Below are 26,340 nucleotides of genomic sequence, written 5' to 3'. Positions count from 1 at the left end.
CAAAATTTAGCGCGGGGGGAATTGTAATCTATTTCCCAACGCCGAAGAAGCACTATTTAATTTATAACACGCTCATTTTTTCACCATTTTGGTGAGAACTCCTGGGCCATATTTTAATTCGCAGGTAAAGTTAAAGAGTACAGTTATCAACTAGTGGGAATTGCAGTTGTAGAATCAGGCTCCTCAGTAGAGATTGGCAATGAGGGCATATCAAATTCTGGTTCTGGTTCAGATGAGGAGGAGGTTGACAGCCTTCTTTCATGCAACAAGGGAACAAAGGGATCTTCCTGTGGTTCGGTTGGGGTAAGCGGAGTAGCGGATGAGTCAGGAGTTAGCGCGTCTGTGCTATCTCTTCTTAATCCGGTTTCTTGCATAATCGCATAGGAAGAGCAAAAGGCATTTAACTCTGGAGGGATAGGGACCACTTTTAAAGTACCCGTATACTTTCCTTCCAGTGCTCCTGTTTTTTGATTAATTACCAAGGAATAAGGAGGAATAAAAAAACTAAGATTGTCTTCTTCTGTTGAGACCTGATAAACGCCTTGCGTTTCGGTAAAGTCAAAGCGAATAGATATATTAAATATTCTTTTGAAAAAGCGTTTAAAGTTATTTCCATGACCTATGAACCATAACGTGTCTTCCTCGGTATCATTAATAAGATCTCTAATTTTTCTTATTTTTTCCTCACTCGTAACCGTTAAGTTTTGATCTACTTCCTGTTCATTAGTAAAAATTGTAGGCCCCTCATTGTGCTTTTCGATTCTCATCATGGCTCTCTGGCGCATCATTCTTTGCTCATCAAAATGCTCGGGGCCAAAAAGAAAATAGGAAATATAGAAGAATAGAAATTTAAGAGGGTGGCGCCAAAATGATAAATGGTTACGGACTTTTATTAAATCTTCAGGAGCACGAATATCGTAACCAGAAGGATTAATACTATTTTCGGATAATGCAGGCTCTATAGAAACATTCGCGTTACATTTATCAGGAATGATTAGCCCTGCAGTTTGGATGGCCCTGGTCAAAGGAGAAATAATGATACGCGTTTTTTGAGTAGTATTTCTGAAATAAAATAAATGGTTAGTACTTTTATGGGTATCGGATAAATTAAGGCGAGCTTCTTCAGAAATAGGTGCGTTGGGGGTAAAACCAAATCCTTTTTGGCTCCACATTTGACTTTGCGCGTGACGACTAAATAATATTTGCTTTCTGATATTGAGGGCGTTTTCCTGTAAATAGGCATGCGTTATCTCATGTAGCCGCGTAAAAATATGTCTTTTCTGGTCCGTATCATTTTCTACACAAGCATTTAGCGCGTTGATTAATGTACTAACATTTCTATGATAATTAATGTGAGAGAATGCCTCTTGACTCGGTTCATCTATTGCTGCTTCACTTACCATGTACACCTGCTACTTTTAAGTAAGTCCTATATTATATAAATTAGAAAATTTTTATGCAACTTTAGCAAATTTAATATAGCCAAGAGCATCAAAATCGTTTCACCCATTTATGACAATAAGGTGTTTTTTTATGTTTAAAATAATAGTCCTGGTGATAGTCTTCGGCGATCCAGAAGGTGGTAACGGGTAATAATTGTGTCGCTATCTCATAATTTTTTGCGCTTAACTGCTTTAAGAGATCTTGGGCTATAGCCTTTTGTTTTTCATTATAATAAAAAATAGCACTTTTATATTGATGCCCCATATCGGGACCTTGTCCTGATTTTTGTGTGGGATCATGGATTTCTAAAAAGTATTTAACTAGCGTTTGATAATCGATTTTTTCTTTATCAAAAATAATGCGAACTGCTTCATAATGACCGGTGTGTCCCTGACAAATTTGTTCATAACTCGGATTTTCCAAGGAACCGCCCGTATACCCTACCTCTACCTTCAACACACCTGTTAATTGTTTTAGATAATAATCAACTCCCCAGAAGCACCCGCCTGCCAAAATAGCTTCTTCTGTATCTGTAACGCGTTGGTTATTAACAAAATCTAGGGAGGTAGAGTTGACACAAAAGCGTCGATTTAAGGGGGTAAAACCTTCGCCCGTGAAAACATGCCCTAAGTGAGCCAGGCAGCGGGAGCAAAGAATTTCTATTCTTAGTCCATCAGCATCGGGTACTTCTTTTACCGCATGCGGAATAGTTACATCAAAACTAGGCCATCCACAGCCACTGGAAAATTGACTATCAGCACGAAACAAAGCAAGCCCACAACGCCTGCAAAGGTAAGTGCCGGAATGTATATACGCATTATATTTTCCGATGTGGGCGTACTCAGTAGCCTTATCACAAATAATTTTCCTCTCAAAAGGAGTCAATGACGCTAATTTGTCAAGGAAAGGCAAACCTACCTCCTGCAAATTTTATCGGCCAAATAGCCAATGGCTCCGGCATAATAAATAGAGTTATTATAACGCAAGATCATTTTATAATTCGGATAGGCAAGGAATGTAGGGCCGCCATAAGGCTGAATCACACTTGCCATGAGTTCAGGAAAAGGAAGCGCGTCACCATTTTCAGTGCGAACTCCGAGCGCATTCCACTCGCTTACAGGCTTAACTGTTTTCTTACCTTCTAAATTCATATCAAAATTAGCAGGTAATTTGACAATGACTGCCCATGGTTGACCTGTTTGCCAACCATTTTGTTTCATATAGTTTGCTATGGAAGCAAACACATCTGCTTTTGAACTCCAAATATCCTTACGGCCGTCACCATCATAGTCCACAGCATACTTAACCCAGCTCGACGGTAAAAATTGAGGCTGACCCGAAGCACCAGCCCACTCACCTTTAAAGTGGCTTAGATCTACGTGACCATCATTAAGGATATGCAATGCCAGGAATAATTCTTTTCGGAAAAAATCCTTGCGTGTGGAATCGTAAGCCAAAGTAGCGAGTGAACGGATTACAGGGAAGTTACCCATGTAACTACCATAGCTACTTTCCATTCCCCAAAAAGACATAACGAAACAAGGGTCTACCCCAAAGTGATTGCCAACCTCGTCAGCTAAGGCTTTATTCTTTTCATAAACTTTTCTGCCTACGGAAATGCGATAGTTATCAACACGCGAATCGCGGTATTTTATAAAAGTTAACCGGTGCTCAGGTTGTGAACGAGCCAGGTTTTTTACTTGTTTACTCGGCTCATGGATATCGGCAAACGCCTGGTCAAATAAAGTGGCGGAAATTCCTTGCGCCAAGGCTTCCTCTCTGACTGCATAAACCCATTGTTGCCAATTAGTTTGTTGGGCGTATGCTGCTGTAAAGACTAGAAAAGTAGCGATTACCCCCCATAGAACTCCCCATTTTTTCATATTGTCCCCTATGCTTGATATTTAATTCGTCACTGCGAGCCTCAGACGAAAACGCAGCGTGGATGCAGTGATACGTAAATCAAGGTATCCATTTAAATAACTTCCACCTGACTCCTTGATTACTGCATCAAGGCTACTCCGTTGCCAGCCTAACGAACGTTAAAATATATAATCTCCCATCTTAGCATAAATTAATATTCCATACCCAAAGATCTGATTTAAGCCTATACTGCATTTAACGCGATGGAAGAGCTTAAATTATAAAATGGAAATGCCCGTTAAAAAAAATCAGGCAAACACTTACTTTAGGACTTCACTGTTAACGATAGTCTTTATTCTTCTTCTTTTATGCAGCTTCGTTCTATATTTGTTGTACGTTAATCAGAAACTGGAAAATATTGAGAGAAATCGACTTTCTTCTGTAAATGTTGCTCTCGAAATCTTAAACCACTCTAGCACACTTACCGAGATGGCACATTACTATACTGCAACCGGTGATTCAAAATATAAAAATTATTATGAAGATGTCATTGGAATTCGAAACGGTACTTTATCCAAACCCACCTATTATTCTTCTTTTTATTGGGCTTATGTGCTCGGAGGAAAAAGAAACCACGTAGCATCCTTAGTGAACAACGGAAAAGCATCGGCTACTAAAGAGCTTAAACTGAGCGAATTAGAACTGGATCTTTTAAAAAGAGCAGAGCAGCGTGCTAATAAATTAAATAGTATGGAGCATCGGGCGTTTATTTTATTAAGTGGTTCTACTGAAAAAAATAAAAAAGAAGCGGAACAGATTCTTTTTGGCAGTGATTATTTAAAGGCAAGAGCAAACTTCTTGGAAACTATTGAGGAACTAACTTTTGCAATCGATTTACGTACAAAAAATAATATTATGTATATAAAAAGAGTGGAAAAACTCACCTCTTCTTTGTTTATTATTTTAGCTATAGCGGCAATTATCTTTTTTATGATTATTTTTTGTTTGCTGAAAAGGAGAGTCCTGGGTCCAATAAATGAGCAAGTAGATGCTTATATCGCGAGCACCTTGGATTCTTTAAAAAATAAGGAACAACAAAATCTCTTATTAAATAAAATGAATGAACTTCTTCATAGCTGTTATTCAGTGGAAGAAGCTTATTCAATTATTCAGGTAACTGCGAAAGATTTGTTCCAAAATTTAAATGGGGGTTTTGCCGCATATAATACCTCTAGTGATGAATTAAAAACCGTTTGCCAATGGGGACAAACAAAATACTTGCCTGAAAAATTTTCCCGGTTAAGTTGCTGGGCAATGCGAAGTAGTTCTATTTATATAATACGCAATGAAAAAAACGATGTTATCTGCCAACACTTTACCGAGATACCGCAAGGATGGTATCTGGACTTTCCGCTGATAGTACGGGAAGAAGTCATTGGGTTATTACATGTAAATGGCCATCCTTTTTTTCCGTTAGAAACTGGATTGCAACAACTTATTATTACTTTTGGCGAGAATATAAAATTAGCACTAGCCAACATTAATTTACGCGAGGCTTTACGTTACCAAGCGATCAGAGACGGTTTAACAGGTTTATTTAATCGACGCTATCTTGATGAAACCTTACCGCGAGAACTTAAATATATTAATCGTGATAAAGGTGTATTAACAGTGGCTATGCTAGATATTGATAACTTCAAGAAGGTGAATGATGAATATGGGCATGATGTTGGGGATGTGGTTTTAAAATCGATCAGTACTGTTTTTCAGCAAGCATTCCGTGCAGGCGACATATCTTGCCGTTTCGGGGGAGAGGAGTTTGTAATTGTTCTATTGGGTAGTGGAAAAGAAGAGGCTAAATCGCGTATAGAGAATATTTGCGAAAAAATAAAACAATTAGTCATTCAAACACAAGGTATTCATTTACCTCCCATTACGCTATCAGCAGGTATCGCTAGCGCTCCAGAGCATGGAAGTAAAGCTGAGGAAATACTTGGTAAAGCAGATGAAGCACTCTACGCTGCTAAAAAAGCAGGTAAGGATCGTGTTTTTATCTATAAACCCCGGATACTCAAAAATAGTATTTTGAAGGATCCGGGATAAACTTAGATAGTTGCCCTAAGCGTTTCCATTGGTTCAAGAAGCGCTGCCCGGCGTGCTGGATAAAAACCAAAGAAAACACCGGTTACAACAGATACACCAAACCCTGCTAAAGGAGGTAATAAATAAAAAGTAAAATGCCATTGATTAAAATAAGCAATAATTGCTGTAAAAATTAAACCTACACAGATTCCTAAAAAGCCTCCCACTAAAGAAAGCATTACCGATTCAACCAAAAACAAGCGTTGAATTTCATTATTCTTAGCCCCTACCGCTTTTCGTAGACCAATTTCTTTTTTTCGCTCACTGACAGAAACCAACATTACATTCATTACTCCGATCCCGCCTACTAATAAAGATATGCTGCCAATGATGGCTAATAACAAAGTAAAAATTCTTCCCTGGCTTTCCATGCTGGCAATAATTTGTTTGGCGCTACGGATAAAGACTGTCAGTTTGGGCGCTTCTTTGTGGACTATAGATTTGAGCTGCTCAGAAATTATTTCAATATTACTGTCACTGCGTAACAGCATAATGGCGTTATTTACGGCCGTGTCTTGGCTAATCAGAGCCATGCCACCAACAGGAATAATGACGGCCGTATTGATATCCTCGTTAAAAAAACCGTTTTCTTTCCAAGGTTGAGCGACACCAATAATAGTATAGAGGTTTTCACCTATGCGTAATTGCTTTCCTAAGGGGTTGTCGGAGGTGGTTTCTTTAATTTGTTCCCATAAATTATTTCCAATGACACACACCTTCTCATAGGAGTGTAAAAAAGAAACGAAGCGCCCCATTGCCAGTTTAATTTTAATAATATCTGCCAGTTTTTCATCTGCTCCAATGATAGAGCCATTTAAAATATTTCCCTCATAACTTAGAGTTTGGTAAGTACTTGCATAAGGGGCAATTTTTTTTATTGCAGGAATTTTTTGAGGAAATTGGTAAAGTGCTGATAAAGGGATGAAATTTTGCCCACTATTCTGATTGTCTTCAGCTTTTTGATAAAAGGAAATGGCTAATAAATCTGTCCCCAAAGCTTTAAATTGCTGTAAGGCTTTTTCTGTGGCAAGTTGACCACAACTTAGTAAAGCAACTACGGCGGCCGTGCCCACTAATATGCCTAATACCGCTAAAAAAGATCGCAATTTTGCCGCCAATAAATTAACCCACGCTTGTTGACATTGATTGAATAAATACATTAGTCAAAACCTGTGATAATACGACCATCTTTCATAATGATTTTTCTCTGGCATTGCTCGGCAATTTTTTCATCATGCGTAACGATAACAATCGTTTTCCCTTCTTGGTTTAAAGCAAGGAATAAATTCATTATTTCTTGTCCGGTCGCTGAATCCAATGCGCCGGTCGGTTCGTCTGCTAAAATCATTTCCGGGTTCCCAACCAATGCTCTGGATATAGCTACCCGCTGTTGTTGCCCGCCTGATAACTGCGTAGGTAAATGATGTAAGAATTTTTCCATACCTACTTTAGCCAAAACTTGCCGTGCTCTATTTTGAATTGAAATGGGAGTGCAGTCTTTTCGGTAGGTAAGAGGCAAACTCACGTTTTGTAAGGTATTAAAGCGAGGGAGAAGATTAAATTGTTGGAAAACAAAGCCAATATGTTGATTTCTTAGCTCCGCTAATTCATCTGTATCATAATGCGTGACCAATTTATCTCGCAAAAAATATTCCCCAGAGTCTGCTTTATCCAGTAGTCCCATAAGATTCATTAAAGTGGATTTTCCCGAGCCAGATGGTCCTACTATCGCAATCATTTCACCGTAATTAATAGTTAGATTGATATTTTTCAAAACGGTAGTAAAAATAGAACCTACACAATACCCTTTAGTTAATTGATTTAACCGGATTAAGGGGGGCCGACAAGTACTTTTGGGACTTAAACCCAATGAATGATTAGCCATGGACAATTTCATCATTTTCGTGCAAACCGGAAGTTACCACCACTTGGTCTCCATTCGTTGCACCGGTGGTAATAATTTGTTGCTGGATTTTTCCATTTTTTACCAAAGAAACGATGCTCTTACCGTTGTGGTGTCTAATGGCTTGTATAGGAATCATGAGCTTATTATGGTTATCAATAAATAATTCAATATTGGCACTCATGCCCACTTTAACCCATTCTTGTTGCTGCGAACTGAGATTTCGAACTTCTATGACTGCGGGGAAAGAAGGCAAAGCAGCACCGTTGCCACTGGTTGCTTGTGCATTAATTGCCACTATTTCCCCTGTTAATTCTTCATTTGGGAAGCTAACACTCCGTACCATCGCTCTCATTCCAGGTTTCACTTTATCAATATCCACTTCCGGGATTTCAATTTCAATGCGAACCCCACTTAAATCTCCAATGAGTCCTAATACATGCCCTGCTTTAACTGAAGAGCCTACAGTTAACTGGTTGGATTTTTCTTCAGAGTTTTTCGGAGGGTACAATAAAACACCAGGGCTTGTAGCTTTTATATTCACGAGGTTATGTTTAATACTTAAAATCTTTTTCACTTTTTCGAAATCAGAAAAACTAAGCGAAGCAAAATTAGCTGAGTTTTCCCCTGTTTTTTCAAGCAAATCGCTAAGCCGTTCTGTTGCTTGCATGAGAGCGATTTTGGCAGTATTTAAACCTGATTTTTCTCCTATATAGCTATTTTTAGCAATGAGGCCGGCATTCCAGAGGTCTTGCGTCCCTGTAAATTTAGATTTAGCAATAACATACGCATCTTTTGCTTTGAGGTATTCAGTAAGTGTTTCATTGTATTGTTTTTGCAATTCAGCGGAATTAAGAATAAATACTTTATCGTCTTTTTGGACTTTTTGCCCATACGAATGAGGCATGGAATCAATAACAGAGTCCAAAGGGGCGGTAAGCGTGGTTTCCCTTAAAGGTTGCATGGTTCCTGTAAAAAACAATGATTTATGTAATGTGGTACTTTGTACTTTGATAATATGTTTTTCTGGTTTATTTGTGTGTTTGCCTGGTGAGCAACTCACTAAAAGCAAGGTAAAAAGTAATATAAAAAATTTCATAAATAATAACTCATAATAATGTTTGGCCGTCGGGCTCCCCATCCTCTGTTGGCCTGCGGCTCTACTGCATTTGTCTCTTAACAATACCGTAATTTTATTTTCCAATAATCTAAAGTGGTTCCTAATAATCGCTGTAAGAGAGCTAATTGGTTAAGATAATCTACCTTTGCACTAATTAGCCCTCTTTGGGCTAGTAATAATTGATTTTGTGTACTGTTTACATCTAATGCACTAGAAATTCCTGCTTGCTGTTTTTTCTTTTCCAAAGTATAGGCTCTTAGAGCCAGTTCAACCTGCCGTTTGGCCAACTCATATCGTTTCGCCTGGCTTTCAATATTACTAATTGTATTTTTTATAGAGGTTATGAGGGCTCGTTTAGCAGCGATTAAATTAATTCTATCTTTTTCTAATTGTACTTTTGCCGTTATTAATTGATTTTTACTGCTAACATCATTAATAGGGATAGTAAGGGTTATTCCTGCAGCTTTATCAATATTATGACCTTTATAGAGCCCCGGGACACCAGGGCTGGTGCTATCTACTCCAGTCATCGTGCCCGCTTGAATGTTGGCATTAAAATCCAATTGCCATAATTGTTGGTTTTTGGCCATTTTATAAGCACGTTCATCCGCTTTTAAAGTATTTTGTAATGCTAAATATTGGTTATTGTGAGCAAGACCTACGGCTAAGGCGTCCTCCATTTTCGGAATGATAATTTTATTTAAGCTTACATCATTTGGAACTGCTATTTTCATATCAGGATCGAGTCCTAATGCTTGTAATAAATCTTGCGAGGTATTGCGAAAGTCATTTTCAGCCTGCTCTACCGTGAGCTTCAGCGATTCAATTTGATAAGACTGCTGAATATTCCCAGTTGGCTCTAATTGGCCAGCATTAATACGTTTTTCATTTATTTGAAAACTGGTTTCTGCTTCTTGTAATTGCTGACGTTGGTTTTGCAGGTTGTTACCGCTTAGTACAAGCGAGCGATAAATTAAAATCACTTGGGTGATTTGATCCATGATGGACTGGCGTAAATTAACTTTATTCATCCACTCATTATCGATTGCATTTAAAAGCCCTGCTTCATTGGCGTCTTTTCCAAAGCCGCGCAGAAGCGGTTGACTAAAAGATAGATTCAGCAAAGGGTTATAATTGCCATAAGCAGCTACATTATTATCCATTTTTAGAGATAGCTGACTACCCAATTTAGTTTTTAAGTCTAACTCAGGAGTGAGTAGATAATTTTTTGTGGTAACACTGCCGACATCACTATAATGAGATTTTTCAACAAAGGCTGTTCCACTTAAAGCATACTGTAATTCAAATTCATTATGGGCTAAACGCAATTGATAACGTTGAATAATTCGGTCTAACTCTGCATTTTTTATATTTGGGTTATATCGTAACGCTAATAAAATGGCTTCTCTTAGGGAAAGAAACCGTGTTTTTTGATTGGCTTTCGGGGATGTGGGCAATTCAATCCAGTTTTTTAATAAATATTCAGGATTTTTGATTGCCTCCTCTAGCTGCAGTTCTTCGGCGCTAACTTCTTCAATTTGCTTGTTTGTTTCCAACAGTAAATTATTTGAAGAAAAGGGAGGGGTGCAATTTTCTAAAATAGTCGCGGCAACACTACTCTCAAAAATACATAAAAATAATAATACAACTAAAAACTTCATGCGCATGAAACCGTATAACGTTGTTTATCTTGGAGGCATATTGCTGTTAAAGAATTTCCCCAGTAACAGCCGCTGTCTAAAGCGTGAATTCGCGGGTGAGGACTCCTCGCCATCAGGGCCGCCCAATGACCAAATACAATATCAGCTGGTATTTCAATACGATTGGGCACTAAAAACCAGGGGAATAAATGGGCAGGTGCATCGGCTATAGTACCTTTATAAGATAGGTTTAAATCGCCGTTTTCATTACAAAAACGCATGCGGGTAAAATAATTACAAATTAAACGTAAGCGCTCGAGACGAGGGAGTGAATTAGACCAATGTGTTGGCTCATTGCCATACATATTATTTAGAAAATATAAGTAATCCTCTCCATGCAAAACAGCTTCTAATTCCCGTGATAATTTTATGGCGGTAGGTAAATCCCATATTGGGGCAATCCCTGCATGGCACATGACGATGTTTAACGTAGCATCATAAAATAATATAAATTGTTTACGCAGCCAATGGCCGATTTCTTCACTGTCGGAGGCTTGTAAAAGTTCATGTAAAGTATCATCTTTATTTATTCGTACAGGGTGGGTAAAAATCCGGGCTAGTAAGTGCAAATCGTGATTACCTAAGCAAACAATAGGTTTTAAAGGTAAACTTTTGACAAAACGTATTACCTGTAGCGACTGAGGGCCTCTGTTTACCAAATCACCTACAAACCAGAGCCTATCCTGCCGCTCATTATAGTGGATTTTCTCAAGCAATCGTTGCAAAGGGTCATAGCATCCTTGAATATCTCCAATAGCATAATCAGCCACTATGATGACTTCCTGGTCGTAAGGCGTCTTGCGCTTCAACTTGTTCCCATTTCCCGTGTGCATTTAAATGAGCCAATTGGCTGCTCGTTGGACTAGCTGGTTGCCGGAAATTATTGTTATGTTGGGCACTATGAATTAGCTCGGTGGCTGAGATAGTACTAATTTTACCTGTATTTACATTATGAATTTTCATCGTTTCAGGGAGGGCAATTGCATAATTTGAAAATACCACCCCTGTATGCATTTGTTGAGTGGCTGTTTGTTCGAATCGGGCCTCTACCGTGCCGTCTGTTGCCACACTATGTAATTTCAAAGATAAGAAGCCGTTTTGAATCGCTTGCCAATTTTTATATTCTGGATGTTCACGCACAAAATATTTATATATTTCAGGGGAAATAAGTAATCCGCCCGGCACCATTAATAAGGGTGCTTTGTTAATCATAATTTGTCCGTCTTCCAAAGACTTGGTTAGCCATTGAATAAACTCTATTCCAATTGCTTTTTCTTTATCAATCAAATTCTCAGGATTTGTATCAACAAAGGTGCTAATACGATTTATTCTCCCTCGACGGGTAGCGATAGTATGTAAAAACTCATTAAAATAACGCTGAATAGCAATAGCATCTGCTCTAACAAGTATTGCTCCAAGTGTTCCCGCGGACTGCCAATCTTCGTTTAAGAGAGAGAGCCAAACTGCCAAGACATCAGCATTCGAGGCAATTAAATTAAAGCCGGCAGCAGGCATTAGCATGCGGGCTAATAACAAATTGAGACGTTTACGAAAATCTTCATCGGTAGGGCCTAAAAAGCTATATTGATAGTAACTGCCAACTGCTGCCAGACTTTCTAGCACGGGATTCCAGGTTTTTATCAATTGGCCATTAACATCATAGAGTCCAATTTTAAATTCGACTTGTAATTTCCCAATACCTTGTAAAATTCCCGCTGAAAAAAGTGCATACATCCAGAGTTTTTGTTCTTCAGAGAGTTCAGTACTTTCTTGAATAATAAAATGGCGAAATAAATCTAAGGCAGCTTCGGTACGATTTAATGCGTGATCTAACAAACCTCCAGATTGCGCGTAGTAGCTGTTGTAAGTTTCAGGCAAGGATTGACAATGATTGATTAGGTTATGGATAAGCGGGGTACACAAAGTGTTAAATCGCGTCTGCTCAAAACCGCTGAAATCTTCTATTTTTTCCAATAATTGCTGTCTTTTGGCGTCTGCAAGCAATTGCGCCGGTGAGACGATGGCGGTTAAATCTTTAAGCGGCTTCGCATTTGGTGTTTTATGAGGTTTATGAAACAAAACAGTCTCCTACCTAAGATAATAACGCAAAAAAAAGGTCGCACATAGTATACACTAATTGGCGAGTAATTTCGCTATTTGAGCATACTGCTCTACTGTCACCTGTTCTGGACGCAAGCCTGGGTTTATATTTAATTTTTCTAAAATATCTAAATTAATAAATCCTTTTAAGTTATTGGCTAATGTTTTACGCCGCATAGAAAAGGCTTTAGCTACTAGTTTTTCCAATTGTTGAACGGGTACTGCAGTAAAGGGATTTTTTTTATAAGGTGTTAAGGAAACAATCGCTGACTCGACTTTTGGTGGGGGGAAAAAAGCCTCAGCCGGTACAGTAAAGAGGTAATCTACTTGGCAAAGGTATTGCACCATAATACTTAGGCGGCCGTAATCTTTTGTTCCTGGTTCTGCCGCCAGCCTTTCAACTACTTCCTTTTGCAGCATGAATAACATGTCTTTTATATGCTGGGAGCTTTGTAACAGCGAAAATAAAAGAGGCGTAGAAATATTATAGGGGAGGTTGCCAATAACTCTTATCTCATGACCAAAGTCACTATAGTTAATGGTCAAAGCATCTGCATCGATAATTTTTAATTTATTTTTGGCCTCAGGTTGTGCTTGTAAATATTTTTGCAAATCCTTATCAATTTCTATCGCGACTAATGAATTTACTTCTTGTAGTAACGGAAGTGTTAAGGCACCTAATCCAGGGCCGATCTCAACAATGAATTCGTCTGGTTTTGGATTAAAGGAGCGCAAAATTTTATTAATAATATTTTTATCTTGTAAAAAATTTTGCCCGAAACGTTTACGAGGTTGATGCATAAAATTCTCATTTAGTAATTGCACTCAATTATACATTTTTATATTTTAGTAAATCATCACCTAAAAATATGGATGTTTAAATGATCATGTCCTATCTCCTGGAATTAAGAAGAAGAGGACTATCTGTTTTTGCATTTTTTATCGTTCTTTTTTCTTTATGTTTTTATTTTTCAAATGATATTTTTCTTTTCTTGGTGCAACCCTTATTAAAAGTATTGCCCGATAAAAATTTCATGGTAGCGACGGATATTACTGCTCCCCTCATTACACCTTTAAAGTTGGCAGCCAATTTATCTTTATTAGGCACTATTCCCTTTGCGTTATACCATACTTGGCTTTTTGTTGCGCCGGCCCTCTATAGAAATGAGCGTTATAATTTACAAATCTTAATTAGCTTGAGTTTGTTATTATTTATATGTGGTGTTTTATTCTGTTTTTATTGGGTATTGCCTTATATGCTTAATTTTTTTTCCCACGCGCTTCCTTTTCATGTGCGCTACTTACCGGATATGACAAATACCCTGGATTTTATCACGCGTATGCTCATCATTTTTGGGTTATGTTTCCAAGTGCCGTTAGTGTGTTTTTTTATGGTGCGCCTGCATTTAGCGGAGTTACAAACACTAAAGAAAATCAGGCCTTATATAGTAGTAGCCGCTTTTATCATTGGAATGCTTCTAACGCCGCCTGATGTAATCTCGCAAATTATGTTAGCTATTCCTCTATGGTTTTTGTATGAAATTGGAATTATTTTGGCTGTATTATTTGGAAAAAAAGAGGAGATAGAATATAGGCAGGTGTAGGCTATTGTTTGCAATGACAGTCTAGTCTGTATCGCGATTTTTATATTGCTCATCCGCGGTTTTGGCTTTTTTTTCGTTCTCTTTAAGCTGTTGTTCGTTTAACTGATTTTGCAGAAAAAGACTGGCGTCATTTTTTATTTTTGTAACCGTCTTTATTAATTTGGCTAAGTGCTCAGCGAGCATCGGTAATTTAGTGGGGCCAAATACAAAGAGCGCTACGATGAAAATAATGAGTAACTCACCGATACTCATTTCTTCTCATCATCTTCATTCATGGCTTTGCGAAAACTTTTAATCGCTGAGGCTAAATCGCTGCCAATTGATTTAACTTTATTGGTCCCAAATAATGCGAGAATAATGAGAAAAATTAAAAGCAAGGATAAAGGACTTATTCCGCTAAGGCCCATGGCTTATCTCCTTTTTCGTCGGCTCCAGAAAGAAAGCAGTCCGCCAGCGAAGGCGGTTATTAATGCGGCTGTAGCTAATTTATCAGGTTCTAAAACATTAAAATAGCTTAATCCACTAAATAGCATCATTACCACAAAAACCCCCGCCCCGAGGCCTTTATACCAAGCAAACTTACTCAATTTTAAAGGTCCACGCAGGAGATTTTTTTCAATTTCTTGAATTTTTTGTTCTTTGGTTAAAAGAAGGACATCGTTAAATAATTTAGGCATGTGAGGTAATTGTTCAATAAAAAAGGGTAAATTCGCGCGCAGATGCTGGAAAAAAGCTTGGGGGCCCATTTGTTCTTTAACCCATTTTTCCAGAAAAGGCTTACCTGTTGTCCATAAATCTAAATCGGGATAGAGTTGTCGTCCCAGCCCTTCAATTGCCAGCAACGTTTTTTGTAGTAACACCAATTGTGGTTGCACTTGCATATTAAAACGGCGCGCTACTTGGAAAAGTTGCATAACAAGTAAAGCGAAAGAAATATCTTTTAATGGTCTTTCAAAAATAGGCTCGCTAACAGTACGAATAGCGCTTTCAAATTCCTCAACATGTGTGTCTCTGGCTACCCACCCTGATTCAACATGTAATTGTGCGACTCTTCGATAATCGCGATTAAAAAAAGCGAGTAAATTTTCCGCAATGTAACGCTTGTCATTTTCACTTAAGGTGCCGATGATCCCAAAATCTACACAGATATATTGTGGATCTTCCGGGTTTTCGAAAGAGACAAAAATATTACCAGGATGCATGTCTGCATGGAAAAAACAATCCCGAAATACTTGGGTAAAAAAGATTTGTAAGCCTCTTTCAGCCAGTTTCTTTATATTTACACCATTTTCTTTAAGTGCTGTAATATCCGTGACCGGAATTCCATAAATACGTTCCATTACTATCACATTTTCGCGAACATAGTCCCAATAAATTTCTGGAACATATAACAAAGGAGAATTATTAAAATTTCTTCTTAATTGACTGGCATTCGCTGCTTCGCGCTGTAAGTTCAGTTCATCAAAGAGTGTTTTTTCAAATTCTTTTACGATTTCTTTAGGCTTTAAACGCTTGCTTTCTGCCCAGTAACGTTCAGCTAAATGTGCAATGGTGTAAAGGATGCTGAGATCTTGCTCGATAACTTTACGCATATTGGGCCGCAGAATTTTTACAACAACGTCTTCACCCGTTTTAAGCGTGGCTGCATGTACCTGCGCCATAGAAGCAGATGCCAGAACTTCCTCGTCAAATTGTGCAAATACTTCATGGGCGCTATGGCCAAAAGCAGATTCTAGAATGGCTAATGCTTGTTCGCTAGGGAAGGGAGGCACTTGATCCTGCAGCTTACTGAGTTCTAAAGCAATATCTGGAGGTAAAATATCAGGTCGGGTGGAAAGGGCTTGGCCAAATTTTATAAAAATAGGGCCTAACTCTTCTAATGTTTTTCGAATGGCTTGACCCCGTGTGAGTTTTTCTTTTCTAAACCAATTCCAAGGGTTGAAATATGCAATGAAACGAAAAGGGGCAAAAAGACGAATAGAAAGAATAACCTGGTCTAATCCATTTTTAGTTAAAACATAGTTTATTCGTAATAAGCGAAATAATTGTTTAGTGGATTTCATTATCTTTACGCCATTCCATTTTTTCAAATTGCGCTTTTAAGCGCTCAACGCGTAATGAGAGCTCATCAATCTCTTTAAAAAAATCTTCAATTTCTTCCCGTGGAGGGAAGAGTTGTAACTCTTCTTGTAAGTATTCAGTCATACTATGTTTTAAAGAGTTGCTCAGACGCTCTTTTATTGCATTGCCCCCCCGAATAAGGGAGCCAATTTGGTAAGCAACGACATCTCCGGTAAAATGGGCTAAATGCCCTTCCCAATCAATATCTATTTCATCGAATATTTTTTTTATACGCTGGCCTAACTCCACATCTCCACTAATGGTAATTTGATCATTAAATAAAGAGCGTACTTTCGAGGCGGGTAAAAAGCTTAGGCGGATAAGCCCTAGAGGGCTACTGCGAATGACAGTGTCAGCGGGATTAATGGATTCAGGTAGTAACTCAATACCCGTAGAAGTGAAAGTAAGATAAAAGCTGACGTTCAAAGGCGTAATAATAATTTCTATCGTTTTACCTGCCAATGAGGCCAGTTTGGCCGGCATTTTTTCATCCAGACCAATAGCTTTATTAATTGCTTTTTGTAATGCAGCCAATGTGTAATCTTTTATCATTGTGTTCTCAATACTTATAAGCTATATGCAGGGCAACAATACCACCGGTTAAGTTATGATAATGACAATCTTCAAATCCCGCACGTTCGATTAATCCTTTCAACTCTTCTTGATTGGGGTGCATGCGGATAGACTCTGCTAAATAACGGTAACTGTCCTCATCATTCGCAAAAAAACTGCCTAATTTGGGTAATATTGTGAAAGAATACCAGTCGTATAATGTTTTAATGCCTGCTAATTGCGGAGTGGAAAATTCAAGGACTAAAACTTTACCGCCCGGTTTACACACCTCATACATTGAACGTAAGGCTTTTTCCTTATCAGTCACATTTCTTAAACCGAAGCCAATTACAATACAATCAAAACTATTTGCGGTGAAAGGTAGGGCCTCCGCATTGGCTTGCACAAAGCGTAAATTATTAAACAAGCCTTGATCAAGTAAACGGTCGCGTCCCACAGATAACATAGCGGAATTAATATCGGCTAAAACCACTTGTCCGGTTGGCCCTACCTTTTTACTAAATAAACGCGTTAAATCGCCACTGCCACCCGCCAAGTCAAGAACTGATTGTCCTGAACGAACTCTACTAATTTCCGTAGTAAAATATTTCCATATTCGGTGAATGCCGAATGACATTAAATCATTCATCAAGTCATATTTTTGGGCTACAGAATGAAAAACTTCGCGTACTTTGTACTCTTTTTCATCCCATTCTACAGATTGGAATCCAAAATGTGTTTTGGTATTTTTAACCATTTAAATAGACTCTAGTATGTGTTGGCAGTGCTTTAAGTAACTTAATTCATCAGGTAATTGCTGCGCACGCTGCGCTTGCCATAAACATTCAGCAAGTGCTTCCATCATAACATGTTCTACTTCAAGTTCATCTTTATATTTTTTTAGTAACCCTTTGAAAACGGAAGATATTCCTTCGGGCTTATTCATAGTGACCTGGTCACGGATTACTAAATGCAAACCCAAATGGAGAAAAGGATTAGTTTGACCGAGCTCCGGGAAAAATTGCTGATCGCATTTTTTTGAGCTTATGAAAGCGTGGTATTCCGGGTGGGCCAAGATTACTTGCACTACTTGCTGTTCTAAAGGAAGCAGCTCTTTTTTATTTAAATATTTTTCCCAACTGGTGAAAAATATTTCACGGGTATCTTGAATAGTATTGCCATAAAACATAATAGTAGTCTGAATAAATTATGCTATTAATCCGAAGCGGTTCGAACTGATAGTGTAACAAAAACATTACTTATTGACACTAGAAGCCTTTTTATGGAAAACTTTGCACGCGAGGTTGGACTTGCTATGTGTCATTCCACTGGGTCAATTGGCGACACACTGATTGGCCCTTTCTTAATACCCCCTAGAAGCTACAAAGTAATTTTACACTTAAAAACAACATTAATATCCCGCTGCAAAATTCTACCCTTCGCCATATAGTGGCTTTGGTTAATGCTTTGGAAAAATAATAAGTACTAAAAGTTAAAGCGCTAAACCAAACAAGACTTGAAGTTAGGACGCCGAATAAGAATTCCTTTTGGTGTCCGGGGAATTGAATGCTGCCCCCGCCAATAATTACCAATGAATCAATAATCGCATGGGGATTCAAAAGGCTAAAACTTAAGGCTAATAAAATTATTTGCCAGCGCGTGGTGAGGTTTTGCTCTGCTTGGACTGGAGCCGATTTTTTAGTGAAACACTGCTTTAAGGTAATAAAGCCATAATAAGCAAGAAATAAGGAGCCGAAACAAATCATGATGAGACGGATGCTATCATGCGTTTCTAATAAATGATGTAAGCCCGCCACACTTCCTGTAATAAGTAGACTGTCGCAAAAGAAACAAGTAAGAGCTGATAAAACAGCATGTTTCCGTAAGGCTCCTTGTCTTATTAAAAAGACATTTTGCGGCCCGAGAGCCATAATAAGAGACAAACCCAACATAAGACCATTCAAATAAATAGGCATAATACGCAGTTCACTATAATTAAAAATTGCGCAATTATCACACAATTTGTTGGAAATTGGAATATATTTTTATAAAAAGTTAGTTTTTCCGTTTTTTTTAATCCTTTAAAAAATGAATAACACGATTGCAAGTTAGTTTAGCAACAGTATAAAATGCCATGTTAATTTTATCCCGCCATGGTGATCCGTAAGTTAAAGGAGGGAGCGTGGGCTCTTTTTTTAAAAAAAACACCGTTTATATAAGTGTTTTATTAACACTATTTTCTTTTTATTGTCCTATTTATGCCAAGGATACGACGGCAACTTTAGTTGAACCCTTGATTGATGGATTCTATCCTGAATATCCTCCAATGCGTCCCGGTGCGAATGAGCAAGAACAAAAGCTTATCGCGCGTGGAGAATATTTGGCAAAAATGGGTGACTGTATCGCTTGTCATACTGACGTGAAGGGTAATACACCTGCTTTTGCCGGCGGTCTAGCTATTAGTACACCTTTTGGAACTTTTTATAGCCCCAACATTACACCCGATAAAAAAACAGGCATCGGTAATTGGACTGAAGAAGATTTCATTCGCGCAATGAAGCATGGGAAAGATCCCCAAGGAAGAAACTACTTCCCTGTGTTCCCCTATGTATATTTTGCCAATATTTCAGATGATGATGCGCGTGCCCTGTATGCTTATTTCATGAGTATTCCCGCGGTTGATCAAAAAAATAAATCATTACCTTTTCCTTTTAGTGTCCCCGGCGCGCGTTTTTCCTTATTAGGGTGGAATCTTCTATTCTTTTATCCCAATGCTTCTCTGGAGTACAATCCGGATCAATCTCCAGAGTGGAACCGAGGTAAATACATTGTTGATGGGCTAGGGCATTGTAGCATGTGCCACACCCCCTTAAATATTTTGGGATCACCTAAGAACCGCTTTTATCTGACTGGCGGCTTTGTTGATGGCTATTGGGCCCCCAATATTACTAAATATGGCTTATCTTCCGCTGATCGTTATGATGTAGCGGACGTATTTGAGAAGAATTTATTAATTAATCGCGCTGGAGTGGTTGCAGGGCCCATGGCGGAAGTAAATCACAACTCGCTTAATTATCTCACCCAAGAAGATCGCTTGGCGATTGCTACGTATTTGAAAACTGTAGTAAGTGAGGAGCCCTTAGGCGTTTCGCCCAGTGAAGGTCAACCTACTTTGAAAAGAGGTAAACAAGTGTATGTAAACTCTTGTATTATCTGTCATCAAAACGGAGAGATGGGCGCACCCCGCATTGGTAATGGTGATAATTGGTATATGCGCCTTAAAAGCAGTGGTTTAACAGGTTTGTATCGTCATGCCATTCATGGATTTAATAGCATGCCGGTTAAGGGCGCTTGTGTAACTTGCTCTGATAATGACTTAAAAGCAGCGGTGGATTATATCTTAAGTAAATCCTTATCTCGTTCCCAAATTGAAGATCTTAGCTCTAACGGTGCTAAAAAATACCCTTCCAGCGGGATAGCTATCTACAATGAAAATTGTGCCGTTTGTCATGCGGAAGGAAAGTTAGGCGCACCAAAGGTTGGAGATAAAGAAGTCTGGGCTCCAATTCTTGAAAAGAATATGGATGTACTCATTGAAAATGCGCTCAATGGGGCCAATCATCCCAAAAACGGTGGCTGTAAAGAATGTACGACAGCTGAAATAATTGATGCCATCAAGTATATGGTTAGCCAATCAAAAACCAAAGGGAATTATTCTCTTTGGTAATGGTTAAATTTACGGTTACCTGCTATAGAAACAAATGAGGGACGGAATGCTAAAGAGGTTAAGCAAAATAATAGGCCTAATGGGCGCTTTAACAGCTTCATCAGCTTGGGCGGCTGCCGACTATTGGCAAATGAACATGTACAAAGGGGTAACTCCGCTTAGCAAAGATATGTATGACCTACATATGATTGCAATTGTTATTTGTGCCATTATAGGGGTCGTGGTTTTTGGAGTGATGATTTATTCCTTAATCCATCATCGCAAATCGAGAGGTTATACACCGGCAACCTTTCATGACAATACACGGCTTGAAATCGTATGGACTATTATTCCATTTCTAATATTAATTGGACTTGCAATTCCTGCTACCAAGGTACTTATTAATTTAGAAAACAGTGACGACTCAGATGTCACTATCAAAATTACCGGCTATCAATGGAAATGGCAGTATCAATACCTGGATGAAGGTATTAGTTATTTTAGTAATCTTTCTACTCCTTTTGATGAAATAGAAAATAAAAGAACAAAAGAACAATGGTATCTCCTTCAAGTAGATAAGCCGCTGGTAGTACCTGTTCATAAAAAAATTCGCTTTTTAGTAACCTCAAATGATGTAATCCATTCCTGGTGGGTACCTGAATTAGGGGTAAAACGAGATGCTATTCCAGGCTTTATGCATGAAGCGTGGGCCCGAATTGAAAAACCGGGCACTTATCGTGGCCAATGTGCTGAGCTTTGTGGTGTTAATCACGCATATATGCCTATCGTTGTGAATGCGGTAACTGAAGAAGAGTATGATAAATGGGTGGGTGAACAAGAAAAAGTAGTGGATAAATATGCTACAGCCACTCAGCAACAGATGGCTCCTAAAGTTCTCAGCAGAGCCGATTTGATGACCCAGGGTAAAACCAAATATGAACAAATTTGTGCTGCTTGCCATAAAGCAGACGGTAAGGGTATGCCTCCAGTCTACCCCGCTTTAAAAGGAAGTTCGGTTGCCGTAGGCCATCCTATTGATCGCCACATTGACATAATTTTGAATGGAGTTCCGGGAACGGCAATGCAAGCCTTCAAAGATCAATTAACCGATGAAGAAATTGCAGCTATCACAACTTATGAAAGAAATGCCTGGGAGAACAATACGAATGATGAAGTTCAACCTGCTGACGTTGCCAAAGTACGCAACAGTGAAGTTCCACCGCCTAAAATGGTTAATAAAGCACAAGCCGGAGGTTTAAGATGACCCAAGTTGTAATCCATGATACCGATCACGATACGCACCATGATCATGGTCCTGAACAAGGAAGGGGATTCTTTGGCTTTGCAAAAAGATGGTTATTTACTACCAACCATAAAGATATAGGAACTCTCTACTTGTGGACTGCCATGCTAATGTTTTTTGTTGGTGGCGGCATGGCTTTAATTATTCGCGCTGAGCTATTTCAACCTGGTCATACATTAGTCGATCCTAACTTCTTTAACCAAATGACTACATTACATGGATTGATCATGCTTTTTGGTGTGGTTATGCCGGCATTTACCGGGATGGCTAACTGGCAAATACCTATGATGATAGGTGCTCCGGATATGGCTTTACCGCGTCTCAATAACTGGAGTTTCTGGATTCTACCATTCGCGTTTGCCCTTTTAGCATCGACTATGTTTCATAACGGTGGCGGTCCAAACTTTGGTTGGACGATGTATGCACCTTTATCTACAACGTATGCGCCTCCAAGTACAGATTTTATGATTTTCGCTGTCCATATGATGGGCCTGTCCTCTATTATGGGCTCTATCAATATTATTGCTACCATTCTTAACATGCGCGCCCCGGGGATGACATTGATGAAAATGCCTATGTTCGTATGGACTTGGCTAATCACTGCTTTCTTGCTGATTGCTATTATGCCTGTGTTAGCCGGCGCAGTAACTATGATGCTTGCTGATCGTCATTTTGGCACCAGTTTTTTCTCGGCTGCCGGGGGTGGAGATCCTGTGCTATTTCAGCATGTATTTTGGTTTTTTGGACATCCAGAAGTGTACGTATTGATTCTTCCCGCTTTTGGAGTAATTTCCGAGGTCATCCCTACTTTTTGTCGTAAACCCTTATTTGGTTACCACTTTATGGTATATGCAACGGTTAGCATTGCCCTTTTATCATTCATTGTATGGGCCCATCATATGTTTACCACGGGCATGCCATTAGGTGGCGAGCTGTTTTTCATGTATGCCACTATGCTTATTGCTGTTCCTACAGGAATCAAGGTATTTAACTGGGTAAGTACTATGTTTAAAGGGGCCATGACTTTTGAAACCCCTATGTTATTTGCCGTGGCCTTTGTGTTCCTCTTTACTATAGGCGGATTTACAGGACTCATGCTTGCATTGGTTCCAGCTGATTACCAATATCAAGACACCTATTTCGTGGTAGGCCACTTTCACTATGTACTAGTACCGGGCGCAATCTTTTCCTTGTTAGCTGCAGCCTATTACTGGCTACCTAAGTGGACTGGTCATATGTATAGTGAAAAGCTTGGAAAATGGCATTTTTGGCTGTCGGTTATATCGGTAAACATTTTATTTTTCCCTATGCATTTCCTTGGCTTAGCTGGAATGCCTCGCAGGATTCCGGATTATGCACTGCAATTTACGAACTTTAACCAAATAGTCACTATTGGTGCTTTTATTTTTGGTTTTTCGCAACTTATCTTTTTATATAATGTTATTAGGACAGCTCGTGGCCATGGACCTAAAGTTAGTGGGCAAGTATGGGAAGGTGCGCGTGGGCTAGAGTGGACTTTATCATCACCACCCCCTTATCACAGTTTTACAGTACCACCTGAAATTCATTAAGAGGGTGTATGGCAGTAAAAGACCATAATAAACTATTAGTTACCCTACTACTTATTGCCTTGGGTATGTTCGGTTTTGGTTTCGCACTAGTACCTATATATAATAGTTTGTGCAAGGCATTAAATATTAATGGAAAAACGAACACGGAGGCTATTGCCTATAATCCGCACACAAAAGTGAATCAACAGCGTGAGGTATTAGTGCAATTTGTTGCTACTCAAAATAGCAGTATTCCATGGGCATTTTACCCAAAGGTAGAAAAAATAAAATTCATCCGGGGGAAATTGCAAGGTTAGCATTCTATGCGGAAAATAAAAGTAATCAACGCATGACAATTCAAGCAATTCCTAGTGTAACTCCAGGGCTTGCGGCAAAATATTTAAAGAAGACAGAATGTTTTTGTTTCACACAACAGACATTGAACGGGCATGAAGCAATGAACATGCCGTTAATATTTCATCTGGATACTGATTTACCAGACAATATTAATACTATTACGCTTTCTTATACTCTTTATGATGTGAGTAAGCGGATGGGAAACGCGTAGAGTTATTTTAAGGAGAATTAAACATGGGCGACCATGGTACATATTATGTCCCCAAACCAAGCCACTGGCCCTTGGTCGGATCGATTGGCTTAACTACAATGCTAGTGGGAGCAGCTTCATGGCTTCATGCTGATTGGTATGGCCCTTATATTTTTACGATAGGGCTTTTTATTTTAGTTTGCATGATGTTTGGCTGGTTCGGTCAAGTTATTTATGAAAACCAAAAGGGAGTTTACGACCTTCAAGTGGACCGCTCTTTCCGATGGGGAATGACCTGGTTTATATTTTCTGAAGTTTGTTTCTTCGGTGCTTTTTTCGGTGCGCTATTTTTCTCTCGTTTCTGGAGTGTCCCTTTACTGGGGGGAGATATTACAGCACACCCTATTACTCATATCACCCTTTGGTCTGATTTTAAGGCGCAATGGCCTTTGCTAGTTAATCCCAATAATCGTATTTTTGTGGGTGCAAATGAAGCGATGGGTGCCTGGGGTCTTGCTGCCCTGAACACGCTTATTCTTTTAACCTCCGGTGCAACTATAACCTGGGCTCATTGGGCATTAAAGCTTAACCATCGCAAGCAATTGTACATCGGCTTAGGCTTGACTATTGCTCTAGGGGTACTTTTCCTATTTTTGCAAGCACATGAGTATTATGATGCATACACGGAAATGAATTTAAGCTTGGACGCTGGTATTTACGGCACAACCTTCTTTATGTTAACAGGATTTCACGGCCTGCATGTGACCATTGGAACCATCATGCTTATTGTTATATTGGCCAGAGCTTTAAGAGGCCATTTCACTCCTGAGCGTCATTTCGCCTTTGAAGCAGTGGCCTGGTACTGGCATTTTGTTGATGTGGTGTGGTTATTCTTATTCGTTTTTGTGTATTGGTTGTAACATACAATCCTATTGACTGGGCCGCTTCAGGGATTACTGAATCTTCTTCATTAATTTCCCTAAACTTGAATTCTTCGTCAAGCTGCCCAATTACCCGAATGGCCTCACTAACAGTTGTGAGTCCATTTAAGACCAAATCAATAACCTCGTTGGCCAAGGGAATATAATCTTTGTTTCTTAATGCTGCTTTCACAAATTCAGATGCATTATTCAACCGTAAAGCGTCCAACATCTTTGCATCTAATACTAACAACTCATAAACCCCTACGCGTCCTGAATACCCGCGATAATTGCAATGGGAGCATCCCTCTCCTTGTTTGAAGGTATAATGGGGGTCAATTCCCATGGATTCTAACCACATACGTTCGGCATCATTTAATTCATGATCACGGCTGCAAGCTTTGCAAATCGTACGGACCAAACGCTGCCCAATGATTGCTTTTACAGCAGCCGCTACCATATAACCTTCAGCACCCATATCAATTAAGCGCAGTGCAGAACCTAAGGCGTCATTCGTGTGTAAAGTAGCTAAGACGAAATGTCCGGTTACCGCTGCTCGCATTGCGATGCGAGCTGTTTCGGAATCACGAATTTCACCCACCATGATAACGTCGGGATCTTGACGCAAGATGGAGCGAAGTGCTCTTGCAAATGTTAAATCAATTTTGGGGTTTATTTGTACTTGGTTAACACGATTAATACGATACTCTACCGGATCCTCAACGGTTATAATTTTACGCTCAGGGGTATTTAGTCGAGATAAAATACTGTACAGGGTGGTAGTTTTACCACTACCGGTGGGTCCCGTAACTAATAACATTCCATAAGGTCGGTTATAAATTTCAGTTAGTTTTTTTACCATGTGAGGTGGAAGGCCTAACTGCGCTAAATCAGATACCGGAGTTGATTGATCCAATAACCGCATTACTACGGACTCCCCATTGGCAGTAGGCATTGTCGAAAGCCTTACGTCAAAAGAGTGTCCATTTAAAGAAAAATTAAAACGTCCATCTTGTGGTATTCTTTTTTCAGATATATCCAACTGTGCTCTTAATTTAAGGCGTTGGATTAATGCGTTCAAAATATGTTTACTTTCCAAGATACTCTCATTTAACACACCATCAACACGAAAACGCAGACGAACGGCATTATCGGATGGTTCAATATGAATATCCGAAGCACGTGCTTGTATAGCATCTCTAAAAAGCGAGTTTAATAGTTTGACTACGGGAGCTTGGTCTTCTGTTTCCGAATTTTCATCAAAAAGATCATCATCAGCGGTAGGAAGGTCTTCGAGCATTTCGCCTGACAATTCGGCAGCAAAACTGCTAATCTCTTGAGTGCGCCTATAAACTCTATCAAAAACGGAAAGAAGTGCAGACTCACTTACCACCGCCATTTTAATGGGTTGTTTTAATGTACGAGATAATGCGTCAAAAGCATTAATATCCAAAGGGTCGGTCACCCCTACAATCAAATCCGTATTTTCCCTTTTTAAAACAAGGGCGCGATATCTACGGGCGTAGGTTTCTGGCAGTAAGTCAATTAAAGTTTTATCAACTTCAAAATAATTCAGATCGATATATTCAAGATTTAATTGTTGAGCTAAAAGATGAAGGAGGGCTTCCTCTTCAATAACTCCCAGGTCAATTAATATTCGGCCAAATTTTTTGCCAGTTTGCTTTTGCATCTCACTGGCTTTATCAAGCGTAGCTTGATCTGCAAGATTTTCTTTAAGTAATAACTCCCCGAGTCTTATACGCATA

Annotated in this window: 24 protein-coding genes and 1 pseudogene; 7 read left to right on the top strand and 18 right to left on the bottom strand. The window is 39.1% G+C overall.

Annotated features, from left to right (window positions below; translation table 11 throughout):
• Positions 1 to 146: 146 nt before the first annotated feature.
• From EL206_RS08840 to EL206_RS08830, 3 genes are all read right to left on the bottom strand, one after another.
• Positions 147 to 1,403, bottom strand: a complete 1,257-nt coding sequence (locus EL206_RS08840; protein ID WP_058462999.1) for a phosphoglycerate mutase family protein — start codon at positions 1,401 to 1,403, stop codon at positions 147 to 149.
• Positions 1,404 to 1,491: 88 nt separating this feature from the next.
• Complete coding sequence (locus EL206_RS08835; protein ID WP_058462998.1) at positions 1,492 to 2,355, bottom strand: bifunctional methionine sulfoxide reductase B/A protein; 864 nt, start codon at positions 2,353 to 2,355, stop codon at positions 1,492 to 1,494.
• A 2-nt stretch (positions 2,356 to 2,357) separates the two neighbouring features.
• Entirely contained in the window at positions 2,358 to 3,326 is a 969-nt protein-coding gene (locus EL206_RS08830) for a lytic murein transglycosylase (protein WP_058462997.1), read from the bottom strand.
• A gap of 271 nt (positions 3,327 to 3,597) precedes the next feature.
• Here EL206_RS08830 and EL206_RS08825 point away from each other — a divergent pair, with 271 nt between their 5' ends.
• Positions 3,598 to 5,409 (top strand): GGDEF domain-containing protein, encoded by a 1,812-nt coding sequence (locus tag EL206_RS08825; RefSeq protein WP_162261885.1) that lies wholly within the window; start codon positions 3,598 to 3,600, stop codon positions 5,407 to 5,409.
• 2 nt (positions 5,410 to 5,411) lie between these two features.
• Here the strand turns inward: EL206_RS08825 and EL206_RS08820 are convergent, their stop codons facing one another.
• From EL206_RS08820 to rsmA, 7 genes are all read right to left on the bottom strand, one after another.
• Positions 5,412 to 6,608 (bottom strand): ABC transporter permease, encoded by a 1,197-nt coding sequence (locus tag EL206_RS08820; protein WP_058462995.1) that lies wholly within the window; start codon positions 6,606 to 6,608, stop codon positions 5,412 to 5,414.
• Positions 6,608 to 7,345 carry an ABC transporter ATP-binding protein gene (locus EL206_RS08815; protein ID WP_232048551.1) on the bottom strand — a complete coding sequence of 246 codons (738 nt, stop codon included), beginning with the start codon at positions 7,343 to 7,345 and terminating at the stop codon, positions 6,608 to 6,610. Before EL206_RS08815 ends, EL206_RS08820 begins: the two co-directional genes overlap by 1 nt.
• Positions 7,326 to 8,450 carry an efflux RND transporter periplasmic adaptor subunit gene (locus EL206_RS08810; RefSeq protein ID WP_131739613.1) on the bottom strand — a complete coding sequence of 375 codons (1,125 nt, stop codon included), beginning with the start codon at positions 8,448 to 8,450 and terminating at the stop codon, positions 7,326 to 7,328. The genes EL206_RS08815 and EL206_RS08810 overlap by 20 nt, the downstream gene beginning before the upstream one ends.
• 77 nt (positions 8,451 to 8,527) lie before the next feature.
• Positions 8,528 to 10,132: a TolC family protein gene (locus tag EL206_RS08805; protein WP_058462994.1), complete on the bottom strand. Its 1,605-nt coding sequence runs from the start codon at positions 10,130 to 10,132 to the stop codon at positions 8,528 to 8,530.
• On the bottom strand, positions 10,129 to 10,941 hold the full coding sequence (locus tag EL206_RS08800) for a symmetrical bis(5'-nucleosyl)-tetraphosphatase (protein ID WP_058462993.1): 813 nt from the start codon (positions 10,939 to 10,941) through the stop codon (positions 10,129 to 10,131). The genes EL206_RS08805 and EL206_RS08800 overlap by 4 nt, the downstream gene beginning before the upstream one ends.
• A complete protein-coding gene (locus EL206_RS08795; RefSeq protein WP_058462992.1) occupies positions 10,934 to 12,250 on the bottom strand; it encodes a conjugal transfer nickase/helicase domain-containing protein in 1,317 nt (438 codons plus the stop codon). Before EL206_RS08795 ends, EL206_RS08800 begins: the two co-directional genes overlap by 8 nt.
• Before the next feature lie 54 nt (positions 12,251 to 12,304).
• Complete coding sequence (gene rsmA / locus EL206_RS08790; RefSeq protein ID WP_058462991.1) at positions 12,305 to 13,072, bottom strand: 16S rRNA (adenine(1518)-N(6)/adenine(1519)-N(6))-dimethyltransferase RsmA; 768 nt, start codon at positions 13,070 to 13,072, stop codon at positions 12,305 to 12,307.
• Positions 13,073 to 13,155: 83 nt separating this feature from the next.
• On the opposite strand from rsmA, the gene tatC reads away from it, so the two are divergent.
• Entirely contained in the window at positions 13,156 to 13,875 is a 720-nt protein-coding gene (gene tatC, locus EL206_RS08785; RefSeq protein WP_131739619.1) for a twin-arginine translocase subunit TatC, read from the top strand.
• 21 nt (positions 13,876 to 13,896) lie between these two features.
• On the opposite strand, the gene EL206_RS08780 is transcribed toward tatC, so the two are convergent.
• From EL206_RS08780 to EL206_RS08750, 7 genes are all read right to left on the bottom strand, one after another.
• A complete protein-coding gene (locus EL206_RS08780; protein ID WP_058462989.1) occupies positions 13,897 to 14,127 on the bottom strand; it encodes a Sec-independent protein translocase subunit TatA/TatB in 231 nt (76 codons plus the stop codon).
• The gene (gene tatA, locus EL206_RS08775; protein WP_058462988.1) at positions 14,124 to 14,282 is read right to left on the bottom strand and encodes a twin-arginine translocase TatA/TatE family subunit; all 159 of its coding nucleotides are present in this window, start codon (positions 14,280 to 14,282) and stop codon (positions 14,124 to 14,126) included. Before tatA ends, EL206_RS08780 begins: the two co-directional genes overlap by 4 nt.
• A 3-nt stretch (positions 14,283 to 14,285) precedes the next feature.
• On the bottom strand, positions 14,286 to 15,938 hold the full coding sequence (gene ubiB, locus EL206_RS08770; protein WP_058462987.1) for a ubiquinone biosynthesis regulatory protein kinase UbiB: 1,653 nt from the start codon (positions 15,936 to 15,938) through the stop codon (positions 14,286 to 14,288).
• Positions 15,925 to 16,548, bottom strand: coding sequence for a ubiquinone biosynthesis accessory factor UbiJ (locus EL206_RS08765; RefSeq protein ID WP_058462986.1), 624 nt, complete (start codon positions 16,546 to 16,548; stop codon positions 15,925 to 15,927). Before EL206_RS08765 ends, ubiB begins: the two co-directional genes overlap by 14 nt.
• Positions 16,549 to 16,555: 7 nt before the next feature.
• Entirely contained in the window at positions 16,556 to 17,305 is a 750-nt protein-coding gene (gene ubiE / locus EL206_RS08760; protein ID WP_058462985.1) for a bifunctional demethylmenaquinone methyltransferase/2-methoxy-6-polyprenyl-1,4-benzoquinol methylase UbiE, read from the bottom strand.
• Positions 17,306 to 17,737 carry a DUF1841 family protein gene (locus EL206_RS08755; protein ID WP_058462984.1) on the bottom strand — a complete coding sequence of 144 codons (432 nt, stop codon included), beginning with the start codon at positions 17,735 to 17,737 and terminating at the stop codon, positions 17,306 to 17,308. It abuts the gene before it with no gap.
• A gap of 184 nt (positions 17,738 to 17,921) precedes the next feature.
• A complete protein-coding gene (locus EL206_RS08750; protein WP_058462983.1) occupies positions 17,922 to 18,524 on the bottom strand; it encodes a LysE/ArgO family amino acid transporter in 603 nt (200 codons plus the stop codon).
• A 278-nt stretch (positions 18,525 to 18,802) separates the two neighbouring features.
• On the opposite strand from EL206_RS08750, the gene EL206_RS08745 reads away from it, so the two are divergent.
• From EL206_RS08745 to EL206_RS08725, 5 genes and pseudogenes are all read left to right on the top strand, one after another.
• The gene (locus tag EL206_RS08745) at positions 18,803 to 20,275 is read left to right on the top strand and encodes a c-type cytochrome (protein ID WP_232048550.1); all 1,473 of its coding nucleotides are present in this window, start codon (positions 18,803 to 18,805) and stop codon (positions 20,273 to 20,275) included.
• Between the two features lie 46 nt (positions 20,276 to 20,321).
• Positions 20,322 to 21,518: a cytochrome c oxidase subunit II gene (gene coxB, locus EL206_RS08740; RefSeq protein ID WP_058462981.1), complete on the top strand. Its 1,197-nt coding sequence runs from the start codon at positions 20,322 to 20,324 to the stop codon at positions 21,516 to 21,518.
• A complete protein-coding gene (ctaD, locus tag EL206_RS08735) occupies positions 21,515 to 23,128 on the top strand; it encodes a cytochrome c oxidase subunit I (RefSeq protein WP_058462980.1) in 1,614 nt (537 codons plus the stop codon). The genes coxB and ctaD overlap by 4 nt, the downstream gene beginning before the upstream one ends.
• An 8-nt stretch (positions 23,129 to 23,136) precedes the next feature.
• Positions 23,137 to 23,675, top strand: a pseudogene (locus tag EL206_RS08730) (cytochrome c oxidase assembly protein).
• Positions 23,676 to 23,698: 23 nt separating this feature from the next.
• Positions 23,699 to 24,574 carry a cytochrome c oxidase subunit 3 gene (locus tag EL206_RS08725; RefSeq protein ID WP_084758892.1) on the top strand — a complete coding sequence of 292 codons (876 nt, stop codon included), beginning with the start codon at positions 23,699 to 23,701 and terminating at the stop codon, positions 24,572 to 24,574.
• Here EL206_RS08725 and EL206_RS08720 read toward each other — a convergent pair.
• A complete protein-coding gene (locus tag EL206_RS08720) occupies positions 24,474 to 26,339 on the bottom strand; it encodes a GspE/PulE family protein (protein WP_065310976.1) in 1,866 nt (621 codons plus the stop codon). The genes EL206_RS08725 and EL206_RS08720 overlap by 101 nt on opposite strands.
• Position 26,340 lies beyond the last annotated feature (1 nt).

The sequence above is a fragment of the Legionella adelaidensis genome, from assembly GCF_900637865.1.
Taxonomy (GTDB): Bacteria; Pseudomonadota; Gammaproteobacteria; order Legionellales; family Legionellaceae; genus Legionella_A; species Legionella_A adelaidensis.
The sequence above is the reverse complement of the archived record's forward strand: the minus strand, read 5'-3'. Positions and strand labels throughout refer to the sequence as shown.